The 22,910-nt window shown below is 67.6% G+C and carries 26 protein-coding genes; 13 read left to right on the forward strand and 13 right to left on the reverse strand.

Annotation, left to right across the window (positions count from 1 at the left end):
- Window positions 1-2: 2 nt before the first annotated feature.
- Window positions 3-977 carry a zinc-binding dehydrogenase gene (locus ACFWUU_RS16365; RefSeq protein WP_380176424.1) on the forward strand — a complete coding sequence of 325 codons (975 nt, stop codon included), beginning with the start codon at window positions 3-5 and terminating at the stop codon, window positions 975-977.
- Window positions 978-983: 6 nt separating this feature from the next.
- Here ACFWUU_RS16365 and ACFWUU_RS16370 read toward each other — a convergent pair whose 3' ends face one another.
- The gene (locus tag ACFWUU_RS16370) at window positions 984-2,084 is read right to left on the reverse strand and encodes a Gfo/Idh/MocA family protein (RefSeq protein WP_380176426.1); all 1,101 of its coding nucleotides are present in this window, start codon (window positions 2,082-2,084) and stop codon (window positions 984-986) included.
- Window positions 2,081-4,582, reverse strand: a complete 2,502-nt coding sequence (locus tag ACFWUU_RS16375; RefSeq protein ID WP_380176428.1) for a beta-galactosidase — start codon at window positions 4,580-4,582, stop codon at window positions 2,081-2,083. Before ACFWUU_RS16375 ends, ACFWUU_RS16370 begins: the two co-directional genes overlap by 4 nt.
- A gap of 124 nt (window positions 4,583-4,706) precedes the next feature.
- On the opposite strand from ACFWUU_RS16375, the gene ACFWUU_RS16380 reads away from it, so the two are divergent.
- The 5 genes from ACFWUU_RS16380 to ACFWUU_RS16400 all read left to right on the forward strand — a co-directional run bounded on the left by ACFWUU_RS16380 (window position 4,707) and on the right by ACFWUU_RS16400 (window position 11,142).
- On the forward strand, window positions 4,707-5,702 hold the full coding sequence (locus tag ACFWUU_RS16380) for a LacI family DNA-binding transcriptional regulator (RefSeq protein WP_380176430.1): 996 nt from the start codon (window positions 4,707-4,709) through the stop codon (window positions 5,700-5,702).
- A 70-nt stretch (window positions 5,703-5,772) separates the two neighbouring features.
- Window positions 5,773-7,443 carry an ABC transporter substrate-binding protein gene (locus ACFWUU_RS16385; RefSeq protein WP_380176432.1) on the forward strand — a complete coding sequence of 557 codons (1,671 nt, stop codon included), beginning with the start codon at window positions 5,773-5,775 and terminating at the stop codon, window positions 7,441-7,443.
- Window positions 7,444-7,446: 3 nt separating this feature from the next.
- Entirely contained in the window at window positions 7,447-8,442 is a 996-nt protein-coding gene (locus tag ACFWUU_RS16390; protein ID WP_380176434.1) for an ABC transporter permease, read from the forward strand.
- The gene (locus ACFWUU_RS16395) at window positions 8,439-9,266 is read left to right on the forward strand and encodes an ABC transporter permease (protein ID WP_137254971.1); all 828 of its coding nucleotides are present in this window, start codon (window positions 8,439-8,441) and stop codon (window positions 9,264-9,266) included. Before ACFWUU_RS16390 ends, ACFWUU_RS16395 begins: the two co-directional genes overlap by 4 nt.
- A gap of 1 nt (window position 9,267) precedes the next feature.
- Complete coding sequence (locus ACFWUU_RS16400) at window positions 9,268-11,142, forward strand: ABC transporter ATP-binding protein (RefSeq protein ID WP_380176436.1); 1,875 nt, start codon at window positions 9,268-9,270, stop codon at window positions 11,140-11,142.
- On the opposite strand, the gene ACFWUU_RS16405 is transcribed toward ACFWUU_RS16400, so the two are convergent.
- Window positions 11,086-11,877, reverse strand: coding sequence for an AraC family transcriptional regulator (locus ACFWUU_RS16405; protein ID WP_380176438.1), 792 nt, complete (start codon window positions 11,875-11,877; stop codon window positions 11,086-11,088). The two genes, ACFWUU_RS16400 and ACFWUU_RS16405, sit on opposite strands and share 57 nt — an antisense overlap.
- Window positions 11,878-11,985: 108 nt before the next feature.
- Here ACFWUU_RS16405 and ACFWUU_RS16410 point away from each other — a divergent pair, with 108 nt between their 5' ends.
- A complete protein-coding gene (locus ACFWUU_RS16410) occupies window positions 11,986-12,738 on the forward strand; it encodes a phytanoyl-CoA dioxygenase family protein (RefSeq protein WP_380176440.1) in 753 nt (250 codons plus the stop codon).
- Between the two features lie 2 nt (window positions 12,739-12,740).
- On the opposite strand, the gene ACFWUU_RS16415 is transcribed toward ACFWUU_RS16410, so the two are convergent.
- From ACFWUU_RS16415 to ACFWUU_RS16445, 7 genes are all read right to left on the reverse strand, one after another.
- On the reverse strand, window positions 12,741-12,989 hold the full coding sequence (locus ACFWUU_RS16415; protein WP_137254967.1) for a hypothetical protein: 249 nt from the start codon (window positions 12,987-12,989) through the stop codon (window positions 12,741-12,743).
- Between the two features lie 141 nt (window positions 12,990-13,130).
- On the reverse strand, window positions 13,131-13,883 hold the full coding sequence (locus tag ACFWUU_RS16420) for a hypothetical protein (protein WP_380176442.1): 753 nt from the start codon (window positions 13,881-13,883) through the stop codon (window positions 13,131-13,133).
- A complete protein-coding gene (locus ACFWUU_RS16425) occupies window positions 13,876-14,124 on the reverse strand; it encodes a hypothetical protein (protein ID WP_380176444.1) in 249 nt (82 codons plus the stop codon). Before ACFWUU_RS16425 ends, ACFWUU_RS16420 begins: the two co-directional genes overlap by 8 nt.
- Before the next feature lie 252 nt (window positions 14,125-14,376).
- Window positions 14,377-14,712, reverse strand: a complete 336-nt coding sequence (locus ACFWUU_RS16430) for a YnfA family protein (protein ID WP_380176446.1) — start codon at window positions 14,710-14,712, stop codon at window positions 14,377-14,379.
- A complete protein-coding gene (locus ACFWUU_RS16435; protein WP_380176448.1) occupies window positions 14,709-15,146 on the reverse strand; it encodes a MerR family transcriptional regulator in 438 nt (145 codons plus the stop codon). The genes ACFWUU_RS16430 and ACFWUU_RS16435 overlap by 4 nt, the downstream gene beginning before the upstream one ends.
- Window positions 15,143-15,430, reverse strand: coding sequence for a hypothetical protein (locus ACFWUU_RS16440; protein ID WP_380176450.1), 288 nt, complete (start codon window positions 15,428-15,430; stop codon window positions 15,143-15,145). The genes ACFWUU_RS16435 and ACFWUU_RS16440 overlap by 4 nt, the downstream gene beginning before the upstream one ends.
- A gap of 43 nt (window positions 15,431-15,473) precedes the next feature.
- The gene (locus ACFWUU_RS16445; RefSeq protein WP_380176452.1) at window positions 15,474-16,238 is read right to left on the reverse strand and encodes an FHA domain-containing protein; all 765 of its coding nucleotides are present in this window, start codon (window positions 16,236-16,238) and stop codon (window positions 15,474-15,476) included.
- A gap of 85 nt (window positions 16,239-16,323) precedes the next feature.
- On the opposite strand from ACFWUU_RS16445, the gene ACFWUU_RS16450 reads away from it, so the two are divergent.
- The 3 genes from ACFWUU_RS16450 to ACFWUU_RS16460 all read left to right on the forward strand — a co-directional run bounded on the left by ACFWUU_RS16450 (window position 16,324) and on the right by ACFWUU_RS16460 (window position 18,776).
- A complete protein-coding gene (locus tag ACFWUU_RS16450; RefSeq protein WP_380176454.1) occupies window positions 16,324-17,400 on the forward strand; it encodes an ATP-dependent DNA ligase in 1,077 nt (358 codons plus the stop codon).
- Window positions 17,397-18,158, forward strand: a complete 762-nt coding sequence (gene uppS, locus ACFWUU_RS16455; protein WP_380176456.1) for a polyprenyl diphosphate synthase — start codon at window positions 17,397-17,399, stop codon at window positions 18,156-18,158. The genes ACFWUU_RS16450 and uppS overlap by 4 nt, the downstream gene beginning before the upstream one ends.
- 66 nt (window positions 18,159-18,224) lie before the next feature.
- Window positions 18,225-18,776, forward strand: a complete 552-nt coding sequence (locus ACFWUU_RS16460) for a hypothetical protein (protein ID WP_137254959.1) — start codon at window positions 18,225-18,227, stop codon at window positions 18,774-18,776.
- Here the strand turns inward: ACFWUU_RS16460 and ACFWUU_RS16465 are convergent.
- Both ACFWUU_RS16465 and ACFWUU_RS16470 read right to left on the reverse strand, forming a co-directional pair.
- Window positions 18,720-18,896, reverse strand: coding sequence for a hypothetical protein (locus ACFWUU_RS16465; protein WP_380176458.1), 177 nt, complete (start codon window positions 18,894-18,896; stop codon window positions 18,720-18,722). The genes ACFWUU_RS16460 and ACFWUU_RS16465 overlap by 57 nt on opposite strands.
- Window positions 18,896-20,785 carry an ABC transporter ATP-binding protein gene (locus ACFWUU_RS16470; protein ID WP_380176460.1) on the reverse strand — a complete coding sequence of 630 codons (1,890 nt, stop codon included), beginning with the start codon at window positions 20,783-20,785 and terminating at the stop codon, window positions 18,896-18,898. Before ACFWUU_RS16470 ends, ACFWUU_RS16465 begins: the two co-directional genes overlap by 1 nt.
- 133 nt (window positions 20,786-20,918) lie before the next feature.
- On the opposite strand from ACFWUU_RS16470, the gene ACFWUU_RS16475 reads away from it, so the two are divergent.
- From ACFWUU_RS16475 to ACFWUU_RS16485, 3 genes are read left to right on the forward strand one after another with little or no spacing between them, the layout of a single operon-like run.
- Window positions 20,919-21,359, forward strand: coding sequence for an SRPBCC domain-containing protein (locus ACFWUU_RS16475; protein WP_380176462.1), 441 nt, complete (start codon window positions 20,919-20,921; stop codon window positions 21,357-21,359).
- On the forward strand, window positions 21,356-21,688 hold the full coding sequence (locus ACFWUU_RS16480; protein WP_380176464.1) for an ArsR/SmtB family transcription factor: 333 nt from the start codon (window positions 21,356-21,358) through the stop codon (window positions 21,686-21,688). The genes ACFWUU_RS16475 and ACFWUU_RS16480 overlap by 4 nt, the downstream gene beginning before the upstream one ends.
- A 5-nt stretch (window positions 21,689-21,693) precedes the next feature.
- Window positions 21,694-22,137, forward strand: coding sequence for an SRPBCC domain-containing protein (locus ACFWUU_RS16485; RefSeq protein WP_137254956.1), 444 nt, complete (start codon window positions 21,694-21,696; stop codon window positions 22,135-22,137).
- On the opposite strand, the gene ACFWUU_RS16490 is transcribed toward ACFWUU_RS16485, so the two are convergent.
- A complete protein-coding gene (locus tag ACFWUU_RS16490; RefSeq protein WP_380176466.1) occupies window positions 22,134-22,904 on the reverse strand; it encodes an enoyl-CoA hydratase/isomerase family protein in 771 nt (256 codons plus the stop codon). The genes ACFWUU_RS16485 and ACFWUU_RS16490 overlap by 4 nt on opposite strands.
- Between the last annotated feature and the right edge of the window lie 6 nt (window positions 22,905-22,910).

Below are 22,910 nucleotides of genomic sequence, written 5' to 3' on the forward strand. Positions count from 1 at the left end.
GCATGAAGGCGATCAGATTGCATGCGTTCGGTCCGGCGGAGAACCTGGTGTACGAAGACGTGCCGGATCCGGTGCTGTCGGCGGGGATGGTGCTGGTCGAGGTGGAGGCCGCCGGGGTCCATCTCGTCGACACGATGATCCGGGCGGGGTCGACCGGCGGGAGTCCGATCCCGGTTCCGGAGCTGCCGACGATCCCTGGGCGGGAGGTCGCGGGCCGGGTGAGTGCGGTCGGGCCGGACGTGGACGCTTCCTGGGTCGGTAAGCGCGTCGTGGTCCATCTGGGCATGGTGCCAGGCGGGTACGCCGAACGAGCGGTGGCGAAGGTCGAGTCGCTGTACGAACTTCCCGCGCATGTCGACGCTGCGCAGGCCGTAGCGGCGATCGGTACGGGACGGACGACGGCCGGGATCCTGTCGCAGGCACGGCTGACCGCCGACGACGTCGTACTGGTGACTGCTGCTGCGGGTGGGATCGGCAGCTATCTGGTCCAGGCCGGGCGGAACGTCGGGGCGACCGTTGTCGGGCTGGCAGGTGGACCGGCGAAGGTGGAGCTGGTGCGGTCACTGGGTGCGCAGTACGCGGTCGACTACACCGATCCGGACTGGCTCGCCGGCTTGAAGGCCGAGCTGGGCGATCGCGAGGTCAGCGTCCTGCTCGACGGGGTTGGCGGGGCGAACGGGCAGCAGGCATTCGAGTTGCTCGGTGTCGGCGGCCGGCTCTTCATGTTCGGCTGGTCGGGCGGCGGCCCGATCGAGTTCACCCACACCGACCTCATGTCCCGCGGCCTAACCGCCGGCTGGGCCATCGGCGCCAAACTAGCCACCCGCCTCCGCGAACTGGAGTCCACAGCCCTCCAGGAGACGATCTCCGGCCGCTGGAAGGCACTCACCACGTCCTTCCCGTTGTCCGACGCCGCAACCGCCCACCAGGCCCTGGAAGAACGCGCAACCACCGGGAAGGTCGTCCTCATCCCCTGAAGCCGGTTATGAGGTGCGGGGGTCGTGGGTGGGGTGGGGGGCTTCGGTGGGGGTGGGGGTGTTGTAGGTGAGGTCGGGGAAGGGGCTGGTGATGTCTACTACTCGGCCTTCGGTGGAGGATTGTTTGGCGGCGAGCATTACCTCCAGGGCGTGGTAGGCGTGCTCCGGGCGGGTGATGGTTGGGGTGCCGGACTCGATGGAGTCGACGAGGTGGCGGAGGCCGTCGGTCCAGGGCCAGTGGGGGGCTCGCTCGCCGACGAGCTCCCAGGAGCCACGGGCGTTGGACCATTGTTCGAAGCCGTCGGGGGCCCAGTCGTCGCCCAGGAGTTGGAGTACGCCGGTCGCGCCGTACAGCTCGATCGCGGGTGAGCGGTACTGCTGCATGGTGAAACCGGTGGCGATCGAGGCGAACCTCGCCTGGCCGAAGTCGAGGACGATGTGGGCGTTGTCGTCGGCGCGGGCGGGGACGAGTTCGCCGTTGACCTCGCGCTTGGGTACGGCGGTGCCGACCATCGCGGTGACGCGTCGTACCGGGCCGAAGAACCCGCACAAGCTCGTCAGGTTGTAGACGCCGAGGTCGAACAGCGCCCCTCCCCCGGACTCGTAGAACCAGCGGCCCCACCACGGGCCGGACCATCCGTAGCGGGCGCGGGCCAGGTGGAGGTCGCCGATCTCGCCGGCACGGACCCGCCGGTGCATCTCCTGGTACGTCGGGGACAGGACGATGTGCGGCGCACACACCAGCAGCCCCGGCGCCTCCGCGGCCGCGTCGAGCAGCGCACGAGCTTCCTCCAACGAGGTCGCCATCGGCTTCTCGACGAGTACGTGCTTGCCGGCTTCGAGAGCCACCCGGGCGAGCGAGCCGTGCTGGTTCATGCTCGTCAGGACCAGCACGATGTCGAGGTCGTCGACAGCGAGCAGTTCCTCGGGGGCGCCGTACGACGTGTTGATGCCGAAGCGTTCTGCGGCAGTCGATCGTTTCGCGGGATCGGGGTCGTAGCCGGCGGTGAGGCGGACGCGACCTTCTTGCTCGAGTTTGGTGATCAGGCTCGCGTACGGACCGGAGAAGACGCTGCCGAGTCCGAGTACGCCGATGTTCAGAGTCATGAGAGCCTCACAGTCAGACGGTCGGTGGTCGCGCCGGCGGGCCAGCTGATGAGCCAGCCCTGCTCGTCGCGAGCGGCGGTCGCGACGCCATCCACGGCAACTTCCCGGGTGGTTTCGATCCGCGCGCTGCCCGCTGCCGAAGAGCGCCGGAATAGCACGGTCGAGCCGTCGCCCGCGCCGTCCAGTTCGGCGGTCGACCAGCACAGGATGGCGTCATCGAGGCGTACGTCGAACGGCAGCATCCGTCCCTCGCGGGCACCGAGGCCGAGCTCCAGCACCACCCCGCCCACCGTCAAGGTGAACTGCTGCGCGACAGGTGCGACGTTGATCAGGTGGACCAACCGCTGCCCGTCCGCATCAGCTGTGCTGGTGACGACCAACCCAGGCGTGTTGCCCTCAGCAACAATCTGCCGCCGCACGCCGACCCGCTCGAACACCTGCCGCCAGAAGCCGAGATGACACGGATAGTCGCACGCCATCACAACTACCCGCCCACCCGCGCTGCGCTCCGACGCACCGCCGTCGACCGCCTCCGGCGCGGCGGCTGCGGCAGCGTCCGCGGCGCCGGTCGCGACAGCGACCGGGGCACCGGTGGCGACATCGACCGCCAGGACTTCCGCGTCTGGGGCGATCAGGTGTTCCAGCATCCCCACCCGCACCTCGGGCTGAGGCCCCGCCCAGGCGGTGGCTCGTACCGACGGGAAGTAGTGCGGCGTTCCCTGCACCGTGTCGTCGACCTTCACGCCGAGTTCGTCGGCGAGCACCGTGCACGGCGTACCGTCGTCGTCTGCAACCGGCACCCGACCGTGCAACAGCAGCCGACCACCGGCCCGGACAAAGGCGGCCAACCGCTCCTGGATCGCCCGGCCAAGCACTGGCGGCGTCGCCAGCGCGACCACCGGACCAGCCGGATCCAACTCAGCACCGGCCGAGGTCGGCGCACCGGACAGATCGACCGCCCGGAAGGAATACCCGCCCAGCAGCAGGGCACGAGCGAGGATGTCCCGCGGCCCCATCCCCCGGTACCGCTCCAGCTCGCCGACCTGATCCCGGCGTACCGACGCCGCCGGATGGCAGTACTCCGTCAGGTAATGATCCGGCACGTAGCCGAGAACGACGTCGTCGTACTCCTCGTCCATCCCCGCCAGCAAATGCTCCGCGCCCCGCACGGCACGCACCGCCGAGGCCGTCCCGGCGTACGTCGTACTCAGCCGCCCCTCCGGATCCACCGGCGCCGCGAACCCGTGCCGCTCACCGGTGAACGCAATCCGATCGTTGCCATCACCAACAGCCGCATCCAACGGCGGATTGTGGCCGCCGGCAAACAAGTAATAGTTGACCAACCGATTGCCCTGAGCAACGCACAACCGAGTCTTCAACTCGGCCGTCTCCGGCGAAGTCAGCGAGCTCAGATCCTCGCCGTAGTCCCCCGTCCCCGCCTCGAACTCCAGCGACGTGAGCGGCTGGTCGGCATCGTGGACAGCTGCCATGAACGCGTTCATCACATACAGATCCGGCACCTTCTCGACCGTGAGCTCGCCGATGTAGTGATCGGAGCCCGAGGTCATCTGCGGCACCCCGGCATACGACTTCGACAACTGACTGATCCCGATCGGGAAATGCCGCCCGCGCCCGGCATACGTCCCATGCAGGTTGACCAGGAACGGTACGTCGTCAACCCCGTGCGCGATCGCGACGTCCCGCAACCGCAGCAGATACCGCGCATACCGGTCACGGTGATGCGCCCCGAGATCATGATGCAACGCAAGCTGCTGCGCCGCAGTCCCGTCGAGGGTCCCGCCAGCGCGCCATTGCGACGCCCAGCCGGCTGGATCGTCCGGGTCGGCGCCGTACCGCGAAATGCTGCCCTCACGGCCCCAGGTCTGGAACGCCCACACAGCCAGATCGGCCAGCGTACGATCGGTCAGCTCCGGCGTGTTCGTGACCCACGAGAGCATCCCGACCTCGTTGTCCAGCTGCACCGCGGCCACCGGTCCGCGCTTGGAAACAAGGCGTTCCGCCAGCACCGGCATGATCGCGCCGTACCAACGCTCAGCCTCACCCAGATATCCGGGCGACAAGTAGTCCAGGGTCGCCGACGGGGCCGGCTTCCCGTCCCACCCCAGCGGCACCGCGTCCGGATGCTCTCGATAGATCCGGAACGGCAGCCCCTCGTTCTTCAACTCGGCCATCACGAACGGACCAGGCCGCGCGATCACCAGCAGATCCCGCTCCGCGGCGAGCTCCAGAAAGCCGACCAAATCGCGATACTCACTCGACTCGCCAGTCAGATCGAAGCCGTCGGCCGTCTCGTGCACGAGCCACGGCATGTAGCTCGCCACCGCGTCACACCCAGCGGCGACGAGCTTGTCCAGCCGGTCGGCCCAGTCCTCGCGATGCAGGCGGAAGTAGTGCACTTCGCCGGCCATCAGGATCCTCGGTACGCCGTCCACCAGGAGCCGGCGTCGTTGCAGCCGTATTGATCTGGGCTTCCTCACAGGCACGTCCTCACCAGGGGGTCGGTCGCCGCGCCGCGAGCTGTTGCCTCTGCGGCACGGTCGTGGTTATGGTCGTGAAACCGGTCTCATGAAACCGGTTTCAACCGTAACGGGAGTTCAGCCGATGGGCAACAGCCGTGTCACCCTCCGCCGGGTCGCCGAGATGGCCGGCGTCTCACCCGCGACCGTGTCGCGGGTGTCGCGGGGCACGGTGCCGGTCTCCCCCGAGCTCCGCGACCGCGTGCTGCGGGTGATCGAGGAGCACGGCTACAAGCCCAGCCACTTCGGCCGCGCCCTCGCCGAGCGTCGCCACGGCGCGCTGGGCTTGGTGTTTCCAGGACTCTCCGGTCCGTACTTCTCCGAGCTGATCCAGGGTTTCGAAGCCGAAGCACTCGAGACGGGCGATAGCGTGCTGGTGCTCGCGTCGCACTCACGCGCCGACACCGACGCGACAGTGCTCGACCTCGCCGACCGCGTCGACGGTATGGCCATCCACGGCGGAACCGTCTCGGCCGAGACGATCGCCAAGGTCGCAGCCCAGATCCCGGTGGTGGTGATGGCCAGCGAGGCCGGGCCGGCGCAAGCATCGGTCAGTGTTGCCAACGACAACATGAAGGCGCTGACCCGGCACCTCCTGATCGACCACGGCTACCGCCGCCTCGCCTTCGTCGGTACGCCGGACGGCTCGCCCGACGTCACAGCACGCTGGCAGGCGTTCCTCGCGGCACACAAGTCCGCGCGCCGCAAACCGCCGTCCGAGCCGATCCGCGTCGGCCTGCAGCAGTCCGACGGCGCGATCGCCGCGGAACAGTTGCTTGATGCAACAGACCGGCCGGACGCCGTGGTCTGCGCGAACGACGAGACCGCGCTCGGCCTGCTGCTGAGCGCCCTCGGCCGCGGGCTGCGGGTCCCGCAGGACATCGCGATCACCGGCTTCGACGACATGCCGATGGCTGCCCTCGCCAGGCCCGCGCTGACAACGGTCCGGCAGCCGATCCGCGAACTGGCCGCGACCACCGCCCGGTTGCTGGCCGATCCACTCGACCAGCCGGCCGGCGACATCATCCTGCCGACCGAACTGGTACTGCGCGCGTCGTGCGGCTGCGGGGGTGAACGCTGACCCTGCCGCACCGAGGGGGTACGGGGATCGAAAGGGGGGACCGCCACACACCCTTTATGGAGGATCCCGGATGACCGTACGACCATGGGGCAAGACACTCGTCGCATTGGCAGCCAGCACCGCACTACTGCTGACCGGATGTACCGGCACCGAAGGACAGCAGAAGTCATCCACCGACACCGGCATGATCGACTTCCTGAACTACGGCGACTTCGGCGGCGGCACCACACCGAAGGCCAACTACAACCCCTACCTCGACGCCACCAAGCTCAGCGCGGCCGACTACATCTACGAGAGCCTGATGTACGTCGAAACCTATAGCTGCAAGGCGATCCCCTGGCTCGCGACGTCGTACCAGTGGTCCGATCCGAAGACGCTGGTCTACACGATCCGCAGCGGGGTGAAGTGGAACGACGGGCAGCCCTTCACGGCGAAGGACGTCGAGTTCACGTTCAACATGCTGAAGAAGTTCGACGTACTCGACACGCAGGGTGTGTGGACGTTCCTCTCGTCGGTCAAGGCGACCGGGGACGACAAGGTGACGTTCACCTTCAAGCAGCCCGGCGCGTCGGCGTTCACGCAGGTGAGCGGCGTGAAGATCGTGCCGGAGCACGTCTGGTCGAAGGTCGCCGATCCGACCACGTTCGTGAACGCGACCGCCCCGGTAGGCACAGGGCCGATGAAGTTGAAGTCGTTCAACCCGCGCCAGCTCGTGGTCGAGCGCAACCCGGACTACTGGCAGGCCGACAAGATCAAGGTCAACGAGCTCCGGTTCAACAAGGCCGACGCCGGCGGGCAGGTCGAGCAGCTGAAGCTGAGCCGCGGCGAGTACGACACCAACGCGATGTTCGTGCAGGACATCAAGAAGGCGTACGTCGACCGCGACCCGAAGCACCACCACTACTGGTACGCGCCTGGTGGCGTCATCAGTGTGTACATGAACCTGACCAAGGCCCCGTTCAACGACGTCGCGTTCCGCAAGGCGCTGACGACGGCGTTCGACGACAAGCAGGTCATCGATAAGGCACAGCTCGGGTACGTGACACAGGCCAGCCAGAGCGGCCTCGTCGTACCGGGTCAGAAGGACTGGCTGCCGCAAGGTCTCGCGGACGACGGCCGGATCGGGTACGACGCCGCCGCGGCCGACAAGGCGCTGACCGAGGCCGGCTACACCAAGGACAGCAAGGGCCGCCGGCTCGGCAAGGACGGCAAGCCGATCGCGTTCAGCTTCAAGGTGCCCGGCTCGTACGTCGACTGGGTCGCCGCCGCGGACATCCTGATCAAGAACCTCGAGGCGCTCGGCATCGACGTACGGAAGGACACGCCGACGCCGGACGCGAACAACCAGGACCGGGCGACCGGCAACTACGACATGACGTTCGGCGTCTTCGGTGGCGGGTGCAACATGTACGCGAACTTCGCCGATCCGCTCAACAGCGCGCGGACCGCACCGATCGGCAAGAAGGCGGCCAGCAACGAGATCCGCTGGCAGGACCCGAAGACCGACGAGCTGCTGCACACGCTGCAGGTCTCGCCGGACGAGAAGGCGCAGAAGGAGGCCGTCGCCGGACTCGTCGACATCATGATGAACCAGGTGCCGACGATCCCGATCTGGTACGGCGCGAAGTGGTTCCAGTACGACACGACCAAGGCGGAGGGCTGGCCGAACGCGGACGACCCGTACGCCGACGGCGGTAACGGACAGGTCGTGCTGACCCACCTGGTCCCGGCCGGGAGCTGACAGATGCTGTACTTCCTCCGGCGGACCGGCTTCTTCGTGGCCACGTTGTGGGCCGCGGTGACGCTGAACTTCCTGATCCCCCGGCTGCAGCCGGGGGATCCCGCCCAGGCGCTGCTGTCGCGCCTCCAGGGCAACACCCAGGCGGACAACCCGGTGCAGCTTGCCGCGATCCGCAAGATGCTCGGCACCCAGGACGGGAACCTGCTGTCGCAGTACTGGGACTATCTCGGTGCCGTGGTTCACGGGCAGTTCGGCGTCTCGTACTCGTACTACCCGTACTCCGTGACCGCGATGATCGCGACCGCGTTGCCGTGGACGTTGATCCTGGTCGGCGTCACCCAGATCGCGTCGTTCGCGATCGGCACGCTGCTCGGTGCGTGGGCGGCGTACCGGCGTAATTCGCGGGTCGACTCGGTGATCACGCTCGGCTCGACGTTCGTCGGCACGCTGCCGTTCTTCTGGATCGCGCTGGTGCTGATCTTCGTCTTCGCGATCACGCTGAACTGGTTCCCGGACGGCGGCGGGTACGGCGGGGGCAGCAGCCCGAGCTGGACCTGGTTGTTCTTCTCGGACGCATTCCAGCACAGCGTGCTGCCGGCGTTGGCGTTGCTGATCACCGGGCCGGTCGGCTGGATCATCGGCATGCGCAACAACATGGTGCAGACGCTGGGCGAGGACTACGCCCGGCTGGCCCGGGCGAAGGGTCTGCCGCGGCGGCGGATCGCGCTGACGTACGGCGCGCGGATCGCGATCCTGCCCAATGTCACCGGGTTCGCGATCGCGCTCGGCGGGCTGCTGGGCGGGACCGTGCTGGTCGAGACGATCTTCAACTATCCCGGGCTCGGCCGCTTGCTGCTGGAAGCCGTGTCGAACAAGGACTATCCGCTGATGCAGGCGCTGTTCCTGTTCACTACGATCGGCGTACTGATCGCGAATTTCCTCGCCGACGTGACGTACGGGTTCCTCGATCCGCGGGTCCGGCGGGCGGAGGCGCCATGACGATCCTGTGGCGGAACAGCAAGTGTCGCGCGGGCATGATCATGCTGGCCGCGTTCATCCTGATCGCGGTGTTCGCTCCGGTGATCGCGCCGTACGGCCCGCGGGTGTCGGACTTCGCGGCATCGGCAGGTCCGTCCGGCGCGCACTGGTTGGGTACGACTGCGCGCGGCGAGGACGTGTTCTCGCAGCTCGTGTACGGCGCTCGTACGTCGCTCATCGTCGGGCTGGTGGCCGGCGTACTGAGCACGTTGATCGCGATGGCCGTCGGACTCACCGCCGGGTACCTGCGGGGTGTGGTGGACGAGGTGCTGTCGTTCTTCATCAACCTCGGACTCGTGGTGCCGGTGCTGCCGTTGATGGTGGTGCTGGCCGGGTACGCGCCGGTGAAGGGCCTCGGCCTGATCATCGTCGTCATCACCGTGACCGGCTGGGCGTACGGCGCCCGGATCAAGCGCGCGCAGATCATCACGCTGCGAACGCGGGACTACATCACGGCGGCCAAGTTCGCCGGCGACAGTACGGCGCGCATCATCGCGTTCGAGATCGTGCCGAACATGATCTCGCTGATCGTGGTCGGCTTCATGGGCGCGGCGCTCGGCGCGATCGGCGCGGAGGCCGGGCTGGCGTTCCTCGGGCTCGGCGATCCGCAGACGGTCAGCTGGGGAACGATGCTCAACCAGGCCAGCCTCGGCGGCGCGTTGACCACCGGGCAGTGGGCCTGGCTGGTCGCGCCCGGCCTGGTACTGGCGCTGCTGATCACGTCGTTCACGTTGATGAACTTCGGGATCGATGCCTTGAGCAACCCACATCTGAGGGAGGACTGACATGGCGTTGCTCGAGGTTCGGGACCTGAGCGTCACCTACAGCCCGCGCGACTCGGCCGCCGTACGGGCCGTCGACGGGGTCAGCTTCGAGGTGCACGACGGCGAGTTCGTCGGGCTGCTCGGCGAGTCCGGGTGCGGCAAGTCGACGCTCGGCAACGCCGTACTGCGGTTGCTGGACAAGCCGGCCGCGATCACCGGCGGGACGATCACGTTCGACGGGCGGGACATCACGGCGACGAGCGAGGACGATCTCCGGTCGATGCGCTGGGTCGATCTGTCCACGGTGTTCCAGTCGAGCATGAACTCGCTGAACCCGGTGATCACCATCCGGCGGCAGTTCGCCGACACGTTCGACGCCCATGGCAACGAGGTGGACGTGGATGCGCGCGCGGGCGAGCTGCTCGAGATGGTGTCACTCGACCGGTCGGTGCTGGGGCGATTCCCGCACGAGCTGTCGGGCGGGATGAAGCAGCGGGTCGCGCTCGCGTTGGCATTGGCGCTCGAGCCGCGGTTCGTGCTGCTCGACGAGCCGACGACGGGGCTGGATGTCGTCGTACAGCGGGACATCCTGGACCGGTTGCGGGTGCTGCAGGCGCGGCTCGGGTTCGCCGTACTGTTCATCAGCCACGACCTCGGCACGGTGATGGAGCTGGCCGACCGGGTGATGGTGATGTACGCCGGCGAGATCGTCGAAGACCAGCCGGCCGCGGAAATGGTGTCGCGGCACCTGCATCCGTACAGCGCCGGCCTGCTCGGCTCGTACGCCGATCCGCGCGACGAGATCGTCGAGGTCGAGTTCATCCCGGGCCGGCCGCCGGACCTGTCGCAGTCGCACGCCGGCTGCCTCTTCCAGCCGCGTTGCCCGGTCGCCGTGGACAAGTGCCGGACCGTGCATCCCGATCTGCTGCCCGCGGGGCGTGGTCAGGTCCGGTGCATCCTCGTCGAGGAGTCCTCAGGCGGCCGGGCAGCGCTCGACAACCTGGCCGCGCTACGGGACCAGGTGTTCGCGGCCGGCCCGTCCGAGCTGGCCGATGTCGAGCCGGTGCTCGTCGTGGACGGCGTGAGCAAGGTCTATCGGACCAGGCGGGGGCTGAACACGACTGTGACGACGGCTGTCGATGATGTGTCGTTCGGGCTGCGGCCGGGACAGGTGACGGCGCTGGTCGGGCAGAGTGGTTCGGGTAAGACGACGATCGCGCGGATGCTGACCGGGGTGGAGCGTCCTACCGCCGGCTCGATCTGGTTCGGGGATACGCCGGTGGATCGGTTGCGACGGCGGGCGCTACGGAGGTACCGGCGGCATGTGCAGCTGGTGTTCCAGGATCCGTTCTCGGCGCTCAACCCGACGCGGACGGTGGCGTACGCGCTGTCCCGGCCGTTGCGGAATCACCTCGGGTTGAGCGGGGCTGAGGCGCGGGCGCGGGCGGGTGAGCTGCTGGAGACGGTCGGGCTGTCGCCGGCAGCGCAGTACCTGGACAAGTTGCCGCATCAGCTGTCCGGTGGGCAGCGTCAGCGGGTGGTGATCGCCCGGGCGTTGGCTCCCGAGCCCGAGGTGGTGATCGCGGACGAGCCGATCTCGATGCTGGACGTGTCGATCCGTGCGGAGATCATCGCGTTGCTCGATCAGCTGGTTCGCGACCGCGGGATCGCCATGTTGTACATCACCCACGACCTGCTCAGCGCGCGGTTGCTGGCCGACGAGGTGATGGTGCTCAACGAGGGCGTGATGGTGGAACGCGGTCCGACGCTGCAGGTCATTGGTGAGGCCAAGGATCCGTACACCCGCAAGCTACTCGCGGCGATCCCGCGTCCCGGTGCCTCAGGTACGCCGGTAGTCGCGCGGGGCGACACCGAAATGCGAGCGGAATCGGCGTGACAGGTGGAACTCGTCCGCGAATCCGAGGGTACGGGCGATCTCGCGGTGGGTGAGGTCGGTCAGACGTAGCAGCGTGGCGGCCGCCTGCAACCGGCGTACGTTGCGGAAGGCGGCCGGCGTCTGACCGACCTGCTTGGCGAATCTCCGGCGGAAGGTGTCGTAGCTCAGGCCCGACTCGGCCGCGATCGTGGTGAGGGCCGTGCTCGCGGTGAGGTCGTCGGCCAGGCGGCCCATCGCGTCCACGATCTCCATGCTCACGTCGTCCTCAGGCGTGTCCTCGACGTCGACGAGCCAGTCGGCCAGGGCCATGAGTTGGTGTTCGGCAGCGCGGCGGGACTTGGGGCGTGCCCGGAGTACGGTGCGGAGCGCTTCGATCGGGGGTTGCGGGACCGGGTAGCGCGGGCCGGCGCCGGTCAGGTGCGGGAGCGCGTCGAAGAGCGGGCCGGTGAAGACGACGAACAGCTCGGTCCAGCGCTCCCCCGGATCGGTGTGATACGTGTGCGGGAAGCCTGGTGGGACCAGCGTGTGCGCGCCGCCGGTGATCCGTTCGGCGCGGCCGTCGGCGTCGCGATAGTTGCCCTCGCCATCGATCAGTACCGAGAGCACGTAGCCGTCCATCACCCGGAGCTCGGCCGACATGATCGGTTCGGAGTCGACCACCTCGCCGGCCAGCACCAGCTGACCGAGTCTCGTCACCGGACCTTCGGCGATCGTGACGATCGTGCGCTCGGTCATGTCAGGTACGGTAGCGCGCCAAAATGTTCATGTCCGGGTCGCGGCGAGACATTCTTTGACCCTCGTTGGCGTCCTAGCGTTTCTGGTAAGCCGATCGAGAGGACTTCCATGAACGACCTGGTTACCCCGGACCATCTTGCGCAGTTCCGCGACGAGGGGTACTTCGTGCTGGACCGCGTGCTCACCGACGAACAGCTCGAGCTGCTGCGCGGCGGAGCGCAGTACTCGATCGACAAACTCGACGCCGCGATGGACGAGGCCGGCACCGACTCGCTCGGGATCAACCACCGGGGCAAGCGGTACTTCAGCAGCATGATCTACCAGGACCGGCCGGAGCTGCGGCAGTTCCTGTTCAGCGACACGATGGCGGAGATCTGCCGCGCGACGCTGGGCGACGACGCGTGGCTGTTCTGGGAGCAGTACGTGATCAAGGCCGGCGACCCGAACACGGCCTTCGCGTGGCACCAGGACTCCGGCTATGTGCACGAGGACCACGCGCCGTACCTCACCTGCTGGATCCCACTGGACGACGTCACCGAGGAGAACGGCTCCGTCTACCTACTCCCCTACTCGCGGTCCGGCATCAGGTCCTACATCAAGCACATCCAAGACCCCGAACTCAACGACATGGTCTGCTACTTCGGCTCCGACCCCGGCATCCCGATGACCGCGGCCGCCGGCTCCGTCGTCGTCTTCTCCAGCGTCGTCATCCACCGCAGCGGCCCCAACCAAACCGACAAACACCGCCGCGTCTACCTGGCCCAATACTCCAAAGAAATAATCCCCTCCAAAGACGGCACCACCACCCACGGCTCCTTCGACCCCTTCCTCAAGGCAGGCCAAAACATCGCCGACCGCTGAGATCACCCCAGGTACTCCGAGACCCACCCCCACTCCCCCTCCGCCTTGTCAGCCAGTCGGGTGAGGCCGACCTCCAAGCACCTCCTGAGCGAGGCCTCCTCCGCGCGAACAAACCCATCACCAAGCGGAGGCCCCGACAACAGCAAGGTCCACGGCCGCCCACCCTCCGCAAACCGCTCGTGATCGATCTTCACCATCGCGGAAACCCCACCGGCCGCCAACCGCGTCCACAACTCCTCGATGTCACTCATCGAAGAAGATCGCCTCGCGGACGTACTTCTCGGCGTCTTCCGGAGTCTGATCCAGCTGGTAGTCCGCCGTCGGTGATGCCTTCGCAGACCTTGTCGTAGATCTGCTCGAGATCTCCCGGGATTGCCTTCCAGAAGGCGAAGTCAGAGCTCATGGGTTCTCCGTTGGAGTGCGTGGCCGAGGGTGGTTGAGGCTGTTGTTAGGGCGGATCGGTTGACTGTTGAGGGGTTGGCGAAGGGTTTCCAGGTGGGGAAGAAGGTGCCGTGGGGCCAGGGGGTTGGGTGGGATTGGGGGAAGGCTGTGTGGAAGGCGCGGAGGACGGCGGGTGGGAGGTTGGTGGAGAGGAAGGGCTGGGTGCTGAGCGGAGTGCCTGTGCGGAGGGCGGTGGGGGTTGGGAGGGTTTCCTCCACTGCGATGGAGCCGTAGAGGGCCTCGGTGCGGGCGGTGAGGTCACGCAGTACGTCGGTTGCCCAGGCGGCCAGCCTGTCCGCCGCCTTGCGGTCCTTCGCGGTCGACAGCTCCTTGGGCCAGCCCAGTGCGCCGGCGGAGAGCGAGATGGCTACCGGATGCGGTTCTGTTGCCGTGCCCAACAGATGCTCGACGATCACCGTGCCAGTTCCTTTGCGACGAAACCCGGCCTTCAGCGGGCGCGACACCGGATGCCCGCCGTGCACCATCGAGTCGAAGTCCGCGCCGTTGAGGTGCTCAGTTGAGCGGTCTTCCAGATCCTGCAGCATCGCGAACGGCTCGCCACGCGGACCGACCTCGACCGCACCCGACGGCGCACAGCCGAACTCGACCGCGGTATCACACGCCCGCCCGAAGGCCAGCTCGTCGCCGGAACCCGCCCACACCGCAATCGTCAGGTGCGGCGGCGACGGGTAGAGGTCAGTCACCTTGGAGGTGGAGTTGGGTGGATGGGTCCATGGAGCAGCGTTCGGCAAGGCGTCGTACGGCGGACAGCACCTCGCGCTCCTCCGTCGTGACCGTGGCGGCGAGCTCCTGATCCAGCTCGGCGACGAGCTGTGGCATCTCGACCGCAGTCAGCACCAGGTCGCCGTACGGATCCACCCGTCCCAACATGCGCAACGAACTCCGCGCACAAACCCGCACGAACACCTCGTCCGAATCAGGCACGACATCAATCTGAGTCAACCGACGACGCCTCGAACTGGTCCCCTGCTGACTCACCGCGTTCAGCACCACATCAACCCCCACCAAGCACTCCTCACGCCGAGCTGCCAGCCTGCCGTTGCAACTCTTCCTGGTCCTCGGTACTCACAGCGGGAAGTCGCATTTCCATGGCGCGTCCAAGTCTTCTGGACATGAGAAGCCTGTTCTTGGCTTGAACCTGCATGACATGACCCCCAGAAGATTCGAACGATTGGGTCAGGAGTTGCGAGGGGCGTACATGATTACTGCGACTCCTAGGAGGCAGATTGTGGCGCCGAGGAGGTCGTAGCGGTCGGGTTTGAAGTGGTCGAGGAGGATGGCCCAGGTTAGGGAGCCGGCTACGAAGATGCCGCCGTAGGCTGCGAGGATTCGGCCGAAGTTGGGGTCGGGTTGGAAGGTGGCTACGAAGCCGTAGGCGCCTAGGGCAACTATTCCGCCGGCTATCCAGAGGAGGCCGCGGTGTTCGCGCCAGCCTTGCCAGATGAGCCAGGCGCCGCCGATCTCCGCCACGGCGGCCAGGAGGAACAGCAGGACCGACCTGAGGGTCGTCACGCGAGGTCGGTCCTGGTGTCGCGGGTGTCGCCGAGCTCCGCGAACGGGAGGGGGCAGGCTGGGTTGCCGGCGCAGGTTGCCAGGTCGTCGCAGCCGGCGGTGAGGGCGGCGTGGAGGGTTTCGGCGATGACCGTCAGGTCCGCGATCTTGGCTTCCACATCGTTGAGTTTCTCGCGGGCGCGGGTCTGGAGACCGGCTCCGTCGCCGCGGGCGTGTCGGTGGCGGGCGGTGTCGAGTAGCTCGGAGACCTCGGTGAGGGTGAATCCGAGGCGCTGGGCCGCCTTGATCACGCGCAGCGTCGTGACGGCTTCCGTTGGGTACCTGCGATGGCCGCCGAGGCTTCGCGCGGGTTCGGCGAGGAGGCCGCGGCGTTCGTAGTACCGGAGGGTTTGGGGGTTGACGCCGGCTGCGGCGGCTAGCTCGCTGGATCTCATTGGAGTCCGTCTAGTACGGCGGTTTGCGTTGGTGGGACTGTGATCCGCAGCCGTAGGTGGTCGGCGCTCGCGGTCAGGGTGAAGGTGAAGAACGAGCAGCACTCGAGCTCGCGGGCCGTGAGGTCTTCGACCGTCGCGCGGGACTCGGGGGCGAGGGTGAGGTCGAGGGTTTGAGGGTCGACGCGGTTCGAGTCGCGGAGGTGGTCGGCAAAGAGTTGGTCGAACTCGGCGACGCGGAACGGGCGTTCCGCGGTCGGCAAGGTGCAGGCATCCGGGGCTTCCATGAGATCGACGGTAAACCTGTACCGGAGTACCGGATGCAAGTTCTCAGTCGGTCCAGGTCAGGACGTACGCGACCGCGCCGAAGCTGACCCGGTCCCCCGGGCGTACGCGGACGGTGGTGGTGATGCGGAGGTCGTTGACGGTGGTGCCGTTCATCGAGCCGAGGTCGCGGAGCATCCAGCCGTCGTCGACGTGCCGGAGCTCGGCGTGGTACCGCGAGACGGAGACGTCGGCCATCCGCAGCGTCGCACCCGGCCCACGCCCGATCCGCACGGTCGGCGAGCCGGGAGCGGGGAGGGCCAGCCCAGGAAGCGGTACGGCGATCGCGGGCCGCACCAGGCTCAACCTCGGAAGCCCGTCGAGCCACGAGGCAAGCACACCAACCGGATCGAACCGCGAACGACGGGGCGAGGCGGGAGGCGCAACCCGCTCGGGATAGGCAGTCCCGGCCGGCCCGGAGGCGTCGTAGGCGGCCGGCCCGTGAGCCGAGGCGGGGTCATTGTAGGCGGCCGGGTCGTGCGGGCGTGCTGCCGTTCGTGTGTTCGGGGTTGCCGGGCGCTCCACCTTCAGCCGCGGCAGTCGCGAGCGGAGGGCTCGGGTCCAGGTGCGGGAGCGGGGTTCGGTGGGTGGGAGGTCGCGGATGGCGTCGGCCAGTTCGGCGCGGCTCTGGGCGCGGAGGACGAAGTTCATCCGGCGGATGAAGGTGTCGTGGGACAGACGGCCCGAGCCGGCGCCGTCCCGCAGTACGGCGAGCGCGCGGTCCCGTTCGGCGTCCGACGGACGCTTCTGCTCGAGCGGAACCGAGGTCATGAAACGCATTGTCCGTGGCGCGCCGGTTCACTGTCCACCGCAGGCGTTGCTGGTGAGTGTCGGTGCGGTGGGACAGAATGCAGGAATGCGACTGCCTGTCATGCCGCCGGTGAAACCGATGCTCGCCAAACCGGTGAAGGAGATCCCGCGCGGCGAGTTGAGCTACGAGCCCAAGTGGGACGGGTTCCGCTCCATCATCTTCCGCGACGGCGACGAGGTGGAGATCGGCAGCCGGAACGAGAAGCCGATGACGCGGTACTTCCCCGAGCTGGTCGAGGCGGTGAAGGCGAATCTCCCCGAGCGTTGCGCGATCGACGGCGAGATCATCGTCATCGGCGAGTCCGGCGACCGGCTCGATTTCGAGGTGCTGCAACAGCGCATCCACCCTGCCGCGAGCCGCGTGAACATGCTGTCGGAGAAGACCCCGGCCCGCTTCGTCGCGTTCGACCTGCTCGCGCTCGGTGACGACGACTACACGGAGCGCCCGTTCAGCGAACGCCGTACGGCGCTAATCGACGCCCTGGCGAACGTCAAGGCCCCGATCCATGTCACCCCAGCGACCGCCGACCACGACACCGCCGCGCAGTGGTTCGAGCAGTTCGAGGGCGCCGGCCTGGACGGCCTGATCGCGAAGCCGCTGGACGGTCTCTACGTCCCGGACAAGCGCACGATGTTCAAGATCAAGCCGGAGCGTACGGCGGACTGCGTCGTCGCCGGCTACCGCATCCACAAGAGCGGCGAGGACCGGATCGGCTCGCTGCTGCTCGGGCTGTACAACGAGGACGGCACGCTGGCGAGCGTCGGCGTGATCGGCGCGTTCCCGCTGGAGCGACGCAAGGAGCTGTTCCAGGAGATGCAGCCGCTCGTCACGACCTTCGACGAGCACCCGTGGGCGTGGGCGAAGCAGGAGGAAGGCGTCCGCACGCCGCGCAACGCCGAAGGCAGCCGCTGGCAGGCGGGCAAGGACCTGTCCTTCGTCCCGCTGCGGCCCGAGCTCGTCGTCGAGGTCCGGTACGACCACATGGAAGGCATCCGCTTCCGCCACACCGCCCAGTTCGTCCGCTGGCGCCCGGACCGTACGCCGGAATCCTGTACCTACGAGCAGTTGGAGGAGCCGATCAAGTTCGACCTGGCCGACGTACTCTCCAGCGCGCAACGATGAAGCCCGTCTACCGCCTCTACACAAGCCTGCTCCGGCGCCAGCTCAAGGGCCTGCCGATGCCGCAGCACGTCGCGATCGTCATGGACGGCAACCGCCGATGGGCTCGCGGCGCCGGGTACGACGACGTGCGGATCGGTCACCGCTTCGGCGCCAAGCATCTCGAGCAGTTCCTGCAGTGGAGTGCGGACGCAGGGGTCCGGTGCGTGACCGCCTGGGTCGCGTCGGCCGACAACCTGCGTAAGCGGGAGTCGGGCGAGGTCGACTACCTGATGGAGCTGACCGAGACCGTTCTGGCAGATCACGTCCGTCGCGACCACCGCTGGCGGCTGCACCTCGCGGGCCAACTGGATTTGTTGCCCGATTCAACGGCTCGCGCACTGAAGGAAGCGGTCACGCTCAGCCGGGATCGTGAGGCGGGAGACCTGACGATCGCGATCGGCTACAGCGGCCGGCTCGAGCTGGTGGACGCCGTCCGGTCGATGCTCGACGAAGCCGCGGCAGCCGGCCGATCGCTCGACGACGTCGCGGAAGCGCTGAGCGAGGACGAGATCAGTCGGCATCTCTATGTGCCCGGCCTGCCGGACCCGGACCTGGTGATCCGGACCAGTGGTGAGTTGCGGATGTCGGACTTCCTGCTGTGGCAGGCAACTCGGTCCGAGATCGAGTTCTGCGACCTGTACTGGCCCGCGTTCCGCGAGGTGGATCTGCTCCGCGCGCTGCGCACCTACGGACGCAGAAAACTGCAACGATCCAGTTGAATACTTCGGCACCGGTTGGGGGCACTATGGGGTTTATACCGACTGGTAAGCATCGGAGGTTACGCGATGTACGACGTCGTACTGCTCGTCGAACAGGAACTGTCCGAGCCCGACGCGAAACGCGTCGTCGAACTACATAACGATATGCCGGAGCCGGTCACGTACCACGTGCTCGTGCCATGCCACAACGCCGAAGCGGGCGTCGAGGCCTCGATCAGCGCACTCGGTACGGCGGACCTGTACGGGCCTGGGCTCGCCGGTCAGCGTGAGGATCTCGCCGAGGCGCAGAAGGCGATCGACACCGAGGCCAAGGGCTGCAGCGGTCGCAGCGTGCAGCGGCTACGCGACCTCGGACAGCACGCCGAAGGCGGGATCTCGCACGACCGGCCGATCGACGCGCTCGTCGCGACCGTGCAGGCAACGCAGGGGCAGGAGGTCATCATCCTGACCCGCCCGCACATCGTGGCGGAGTTCTTCCACCTCGACTGGACCACCTCGGCGCGCCGGCATCTCGGCGTACCCGTCCTGCATCTGCTCGAACACGACGCGCAGAAGGCCGGCTCAGTGCGACAGCAGGGCCGCGTAAGCGACGCCGCCGGCGAGACTCGCGATCAATAGTGACAGCGTCGTCCTGACCGCATGCTCACCGGTGCGGCCGTAGTGGCGGCCGTCCTCGGAGTGGTACGCGAGCTTGAAGCCTGCGTACCCCGCTGCGAGGACGATCGCCAGCTTGATCATCAAACACCTGCCGCCGAACCTGATTCCGTGAACTGCGTGTGGTACAGATCAGCGTACTCGCCACCCGCCGCGAGCAACTGCTCGTGCGTGCCGCGCTCGACGATGTTGCCGTGGTCAACGACCAGGATCAGGTCGGCGTTCCGTACGGTCGACAGCCGGTGCGCGATGACCAGCGAGGTACGCCCCTCGAGCGCCGTGTCCAGCGCGCGCTGAACGGCGACCTCGGACTCGGAGTCCAGGTGCGCGGTCGCTTCGTCGAGTACGACGATCCTCGGGGCCTTCAGCAACAACCGGGCGATCGCGAGTCGTTGCCGCTCGCCACCGGACAGCCGGTGACCGCGATCGCCGACGACCGTGTCGAGCCCGTCCGGCAGGCCGGAGACGAGATCCCAGATCTGGGCCGCCCGCAACGCGCCGACCATCTCGTCCTCGGTCGCATCCGGCTTGGCGTACACCAGGTTGGCGCGGATCGTGTCGTGGAACATGTGGGCGTCCTGCGTGACGTACCCGATGGTGTCGTGCAGGGACTGCAGGGTCACGTCGCGAACATCCTTGCCGCCGACCCGCACCGCTCCCCCGGTCACGTCGTACAAGCGGGCCACGAGGTTGGTGATCGTCGTCTTACCTGCGCCCGACGGACCAACCAGTGCGACCATCTGGCCGGGCCGGATGGCGAAGCTGACGTCCTCCAGGACCTGCGCCGAGACGCGCTTGTCCAACACGGCGACGGCTTCGAGGCTGGCCAACGAAACCTGCTCGGCGGTCGGGTAGGAAAACGCCACATGCTCGAACTCCACGCTGGCCGCATCGTCTGCCAGATCGACGGCGTCCGCCGAGTCCTTGATCATCGGCTCGAGGTCCAGCACCTCGAAGACGCGCTCGAACGAGATCAACGCGGTCATCACATCGACGCGGATGTTGGAGAGTGCAGTCAGCGGACCGTACAGCCGGCCGAGCAGCGCGACGAGTGCGAGCAGCGTCCCGATGGTCAATGTCTGCCGTACGGCGAGATTGCCGCCCACGCCGTACACCAGGGCCGTCGCCAACGCAGCGACCAACGTCAGCGCCGTGAAGAAGACGCGACCGAGCATCGCGATCCGGATGCCCAGGTCGCGGACGCGGCCGGCGCGCTCGCCGAAGTCGGCGGTCTCCAGTTGCGGCTTGCCGAACAGCGTGACGAGCAGCGCGCCGCCGACGCTGAACCGCTCGGTCATGGCGGTCGACATCTCGGCGTTCAGGTTCATCTGTTCGCGCGTCATCGCCGCCAACCGACGGCCGAGGACCCGCGCCGGGATCAGGAAGATCGGCAGCATCAGGATCGCGACGACGGTCAGCTGCCAGCTCAGCGCGAGCATCGCGCCGACGACGAGGATCAGGCTGATCACGTTCGAGACCACGCCGGACAGCGTCGAGGTGAAGGCCTGCTGGGCGCCGATCACGTCGTTGTTCAGGCGGGACACGAGCGCGCCGGTCTGGGTGCGGGTGAAGAACGCGATCGGCATCCGCTGGACGTGTGAGAACACCCTGGTCCGCAGGTCGAAGATCAGCCCCTCCCCGATCCGCGCCGAGAACCAGCGCTGGATCAGGCCGAGCAGCGCCTCGAAGACCGCGAGTACGGCGACCACCAGGGCCAGCGCGGTCACCAGGCCGGCATTGCCCTTCGAGATCCCGTCGTCGACGATCTTCTTGAACAGCAGCGGCGACGCGATCACCAGCACCGCGGACACGATCACCAGCAGCAGGAACGCCGCGATGTGCCAGCGGAACGGCCTCGCGAACCGCGCGATCCGCGGCAGCGTGCCCTTCGCCAGCTTCTGCCCGGCCACCGACGCGTCCTGTCGGCGCCAGCCCATCGCGCCCATGCCGGGCCGCATCATCGGTGACGACATTCAGTCCCCTCTCATTGGATAGATCTTCTCAACGTTTCGCGCCGCTCGACGCTTCCCGCAACTCTTGGTTGCACATCAGACCGATCACCGCTAGAGTCATGTGCAACAAAAGGTTGCGAAAGGGAGCGGTGAGATGGCCAGGAGCATCGAGCGGGAGATTCGGGTGGAGGCTACCCCGGAGGTGGTCTACGAGGTGGTCAGCTCGCCGGAGCACCTACGCGAGTGGTGGCCGGACGAGGTCGACCTCAAGCCGGTCGCCGGAGCCACCGGGACGGTCGGCTTCCGGCAGGCCGAAGGCACGAAGGTCGTGCCGGTCACGGTGGTCGAGGCCGAGCCCCCGCACCGGTTCGTCTTCCGCTGGGACTACGACGACGAGACCGCAACCCCGGAGAACTCGCTGCTCGTGACCTTCGAGCTCGTTTCGGTCGACGGCGGCACGCTCCTGCGGTTCGCCGAGACCGGGTGGGACGAGGCCGCCAAGTCCGACGCCCAGCTCGAGGACCACACCAACGGCTGGAACTGCTTCCTGCCCCGTCTCACGCCGTACGCCGAAGGGCTGGCGAACCGGCCGTGATCGACGACGAGCTCTGGTCGGCGATCGGTGACCCCACCCGGCGTCGGATGCTCGACCTGCTGCTCGCCGACGGCGGTGGTACGTCGACCAGCCTCAGCGACCAGCTGCCCGTCACCCGCCAGGCGGTCGCCAAGCACCTCGCCGTACTCGACCGGGCCGGACTCGTGCATTCCGCACCGTCCGGACGCGAACGTCGCTACACCGTGGACGAGTCGCAGCTCGCCCGCGCGATCAACCAGCTGACCGACGTCACCGAGGCCTGGGACCGGCGGCTGCAGCGCATCAAGCGGATCGCCGAGACGATCCAACGTCAACAATCCGAAGGGTAAATCTCATGTCCGACATCCTGCACCGCGTAGGCATCATCGCGTCCCCGAAGGACGTTTTCACCGCACTCACCACGATCGACGGTCTGGCCGGCTGGTGGACCGAGGACACCAAGGGCGACGTCGACGGCGTCATCGAGTTCCGCTTCGCCACCGCCGGCGGGGACGGCTTCGACATGAAGGTCGTGGAGACCAAGCCCGGCGAGCTGGTCCACTGGGAGGTCGTTGGTGGACCCGACGAATGGATCGGCACCCACGTCACCTTCGAGCTCTCGCAGACCGACGAGTACACGATCATCCTCTTCAAGCAGGCGGGCTGGCGCGAGCCGGTCGAGTTCATGTACCACTGCAGCACGAAGTGGGCCACGTTCCTGATGAGCCTCAAGCAGTACGTCGAGACCGGCAAGGGCGAGCCCGCGCCGCACGACGTACTCGTCAGCAACTGGCACTAACCCAGCGCGGCGATGAGTTCCTTCAGCCGCCGGGACTGAGCCTCGCGCTCGGCCTTCAGCTGATCCTCGTAGGTGCGGTCCGCGGCGCCGAGCAGCAATGCCTTCGTCTCGCGGATCGCACCCGGCAGCGGGCCGAGCACGGCGTCGGTCAGGTCCTTCACCGTCGCCGCCAGCTCCTCGGCCGGTACGACGATGTTGGCGAGGCCGATGTCCCGCGCCTCGGCCGCCTCCACCCAGCGGGTCGTCGTACACAGCTCGAGCGCCCGCGAGTAGCCGACCAACTGGACCAGCGGCTGGGTGCCGCCGAGGTCGGGCACCAGGCCGAGGGCCGGTTCGCGCATGCTGAACCGCGCGTCCGGGGTCACGACCCGCAGGTCGCAGGCCAGCGCGAGCTGGAACCCCGCGCCGACAGCGTGTCCCTGGACCGCGGCGATGCTGATGATCTCCGGACTCCGCAGCCAGGAGAACCCGGACTGAAACGCGGCGATCAGCTCCAGCAGCTCAGGCTCCGGCTTCGCGCCCAGCGTCAGCAACGGCTCCTGACCGTCGACGGGAGCGCCGACCATCAGCCGACGGTCGAGACCGGCCGAGAACGACGGCCCCTCCCCCGACACGACGACCACGCGGACCTCGGGCGGCAACGACGTACCGAAGTCGGCCAGGGCGCTCCACATCCCCGGGGTCTGCGCGTTGCGCACCTCCGGCCGGTCCAGCACCACGCGCGCAACCGGGCCGTCCACAGAGAACCGCAGTCCGAGATCCGTCATGGCACC

The sequence above is a fragment of the Kribbella sp. NPDC058693 genome, from assembly GCF_042715335.1.
In the GTDB taxonomy this organism is placed as follows: Bacteria; Actinomycetota; Actinomycetes; order Propionibacteriales; family Kribbellaceae; genus Kribbella; species Kribbella jiaozuonensis.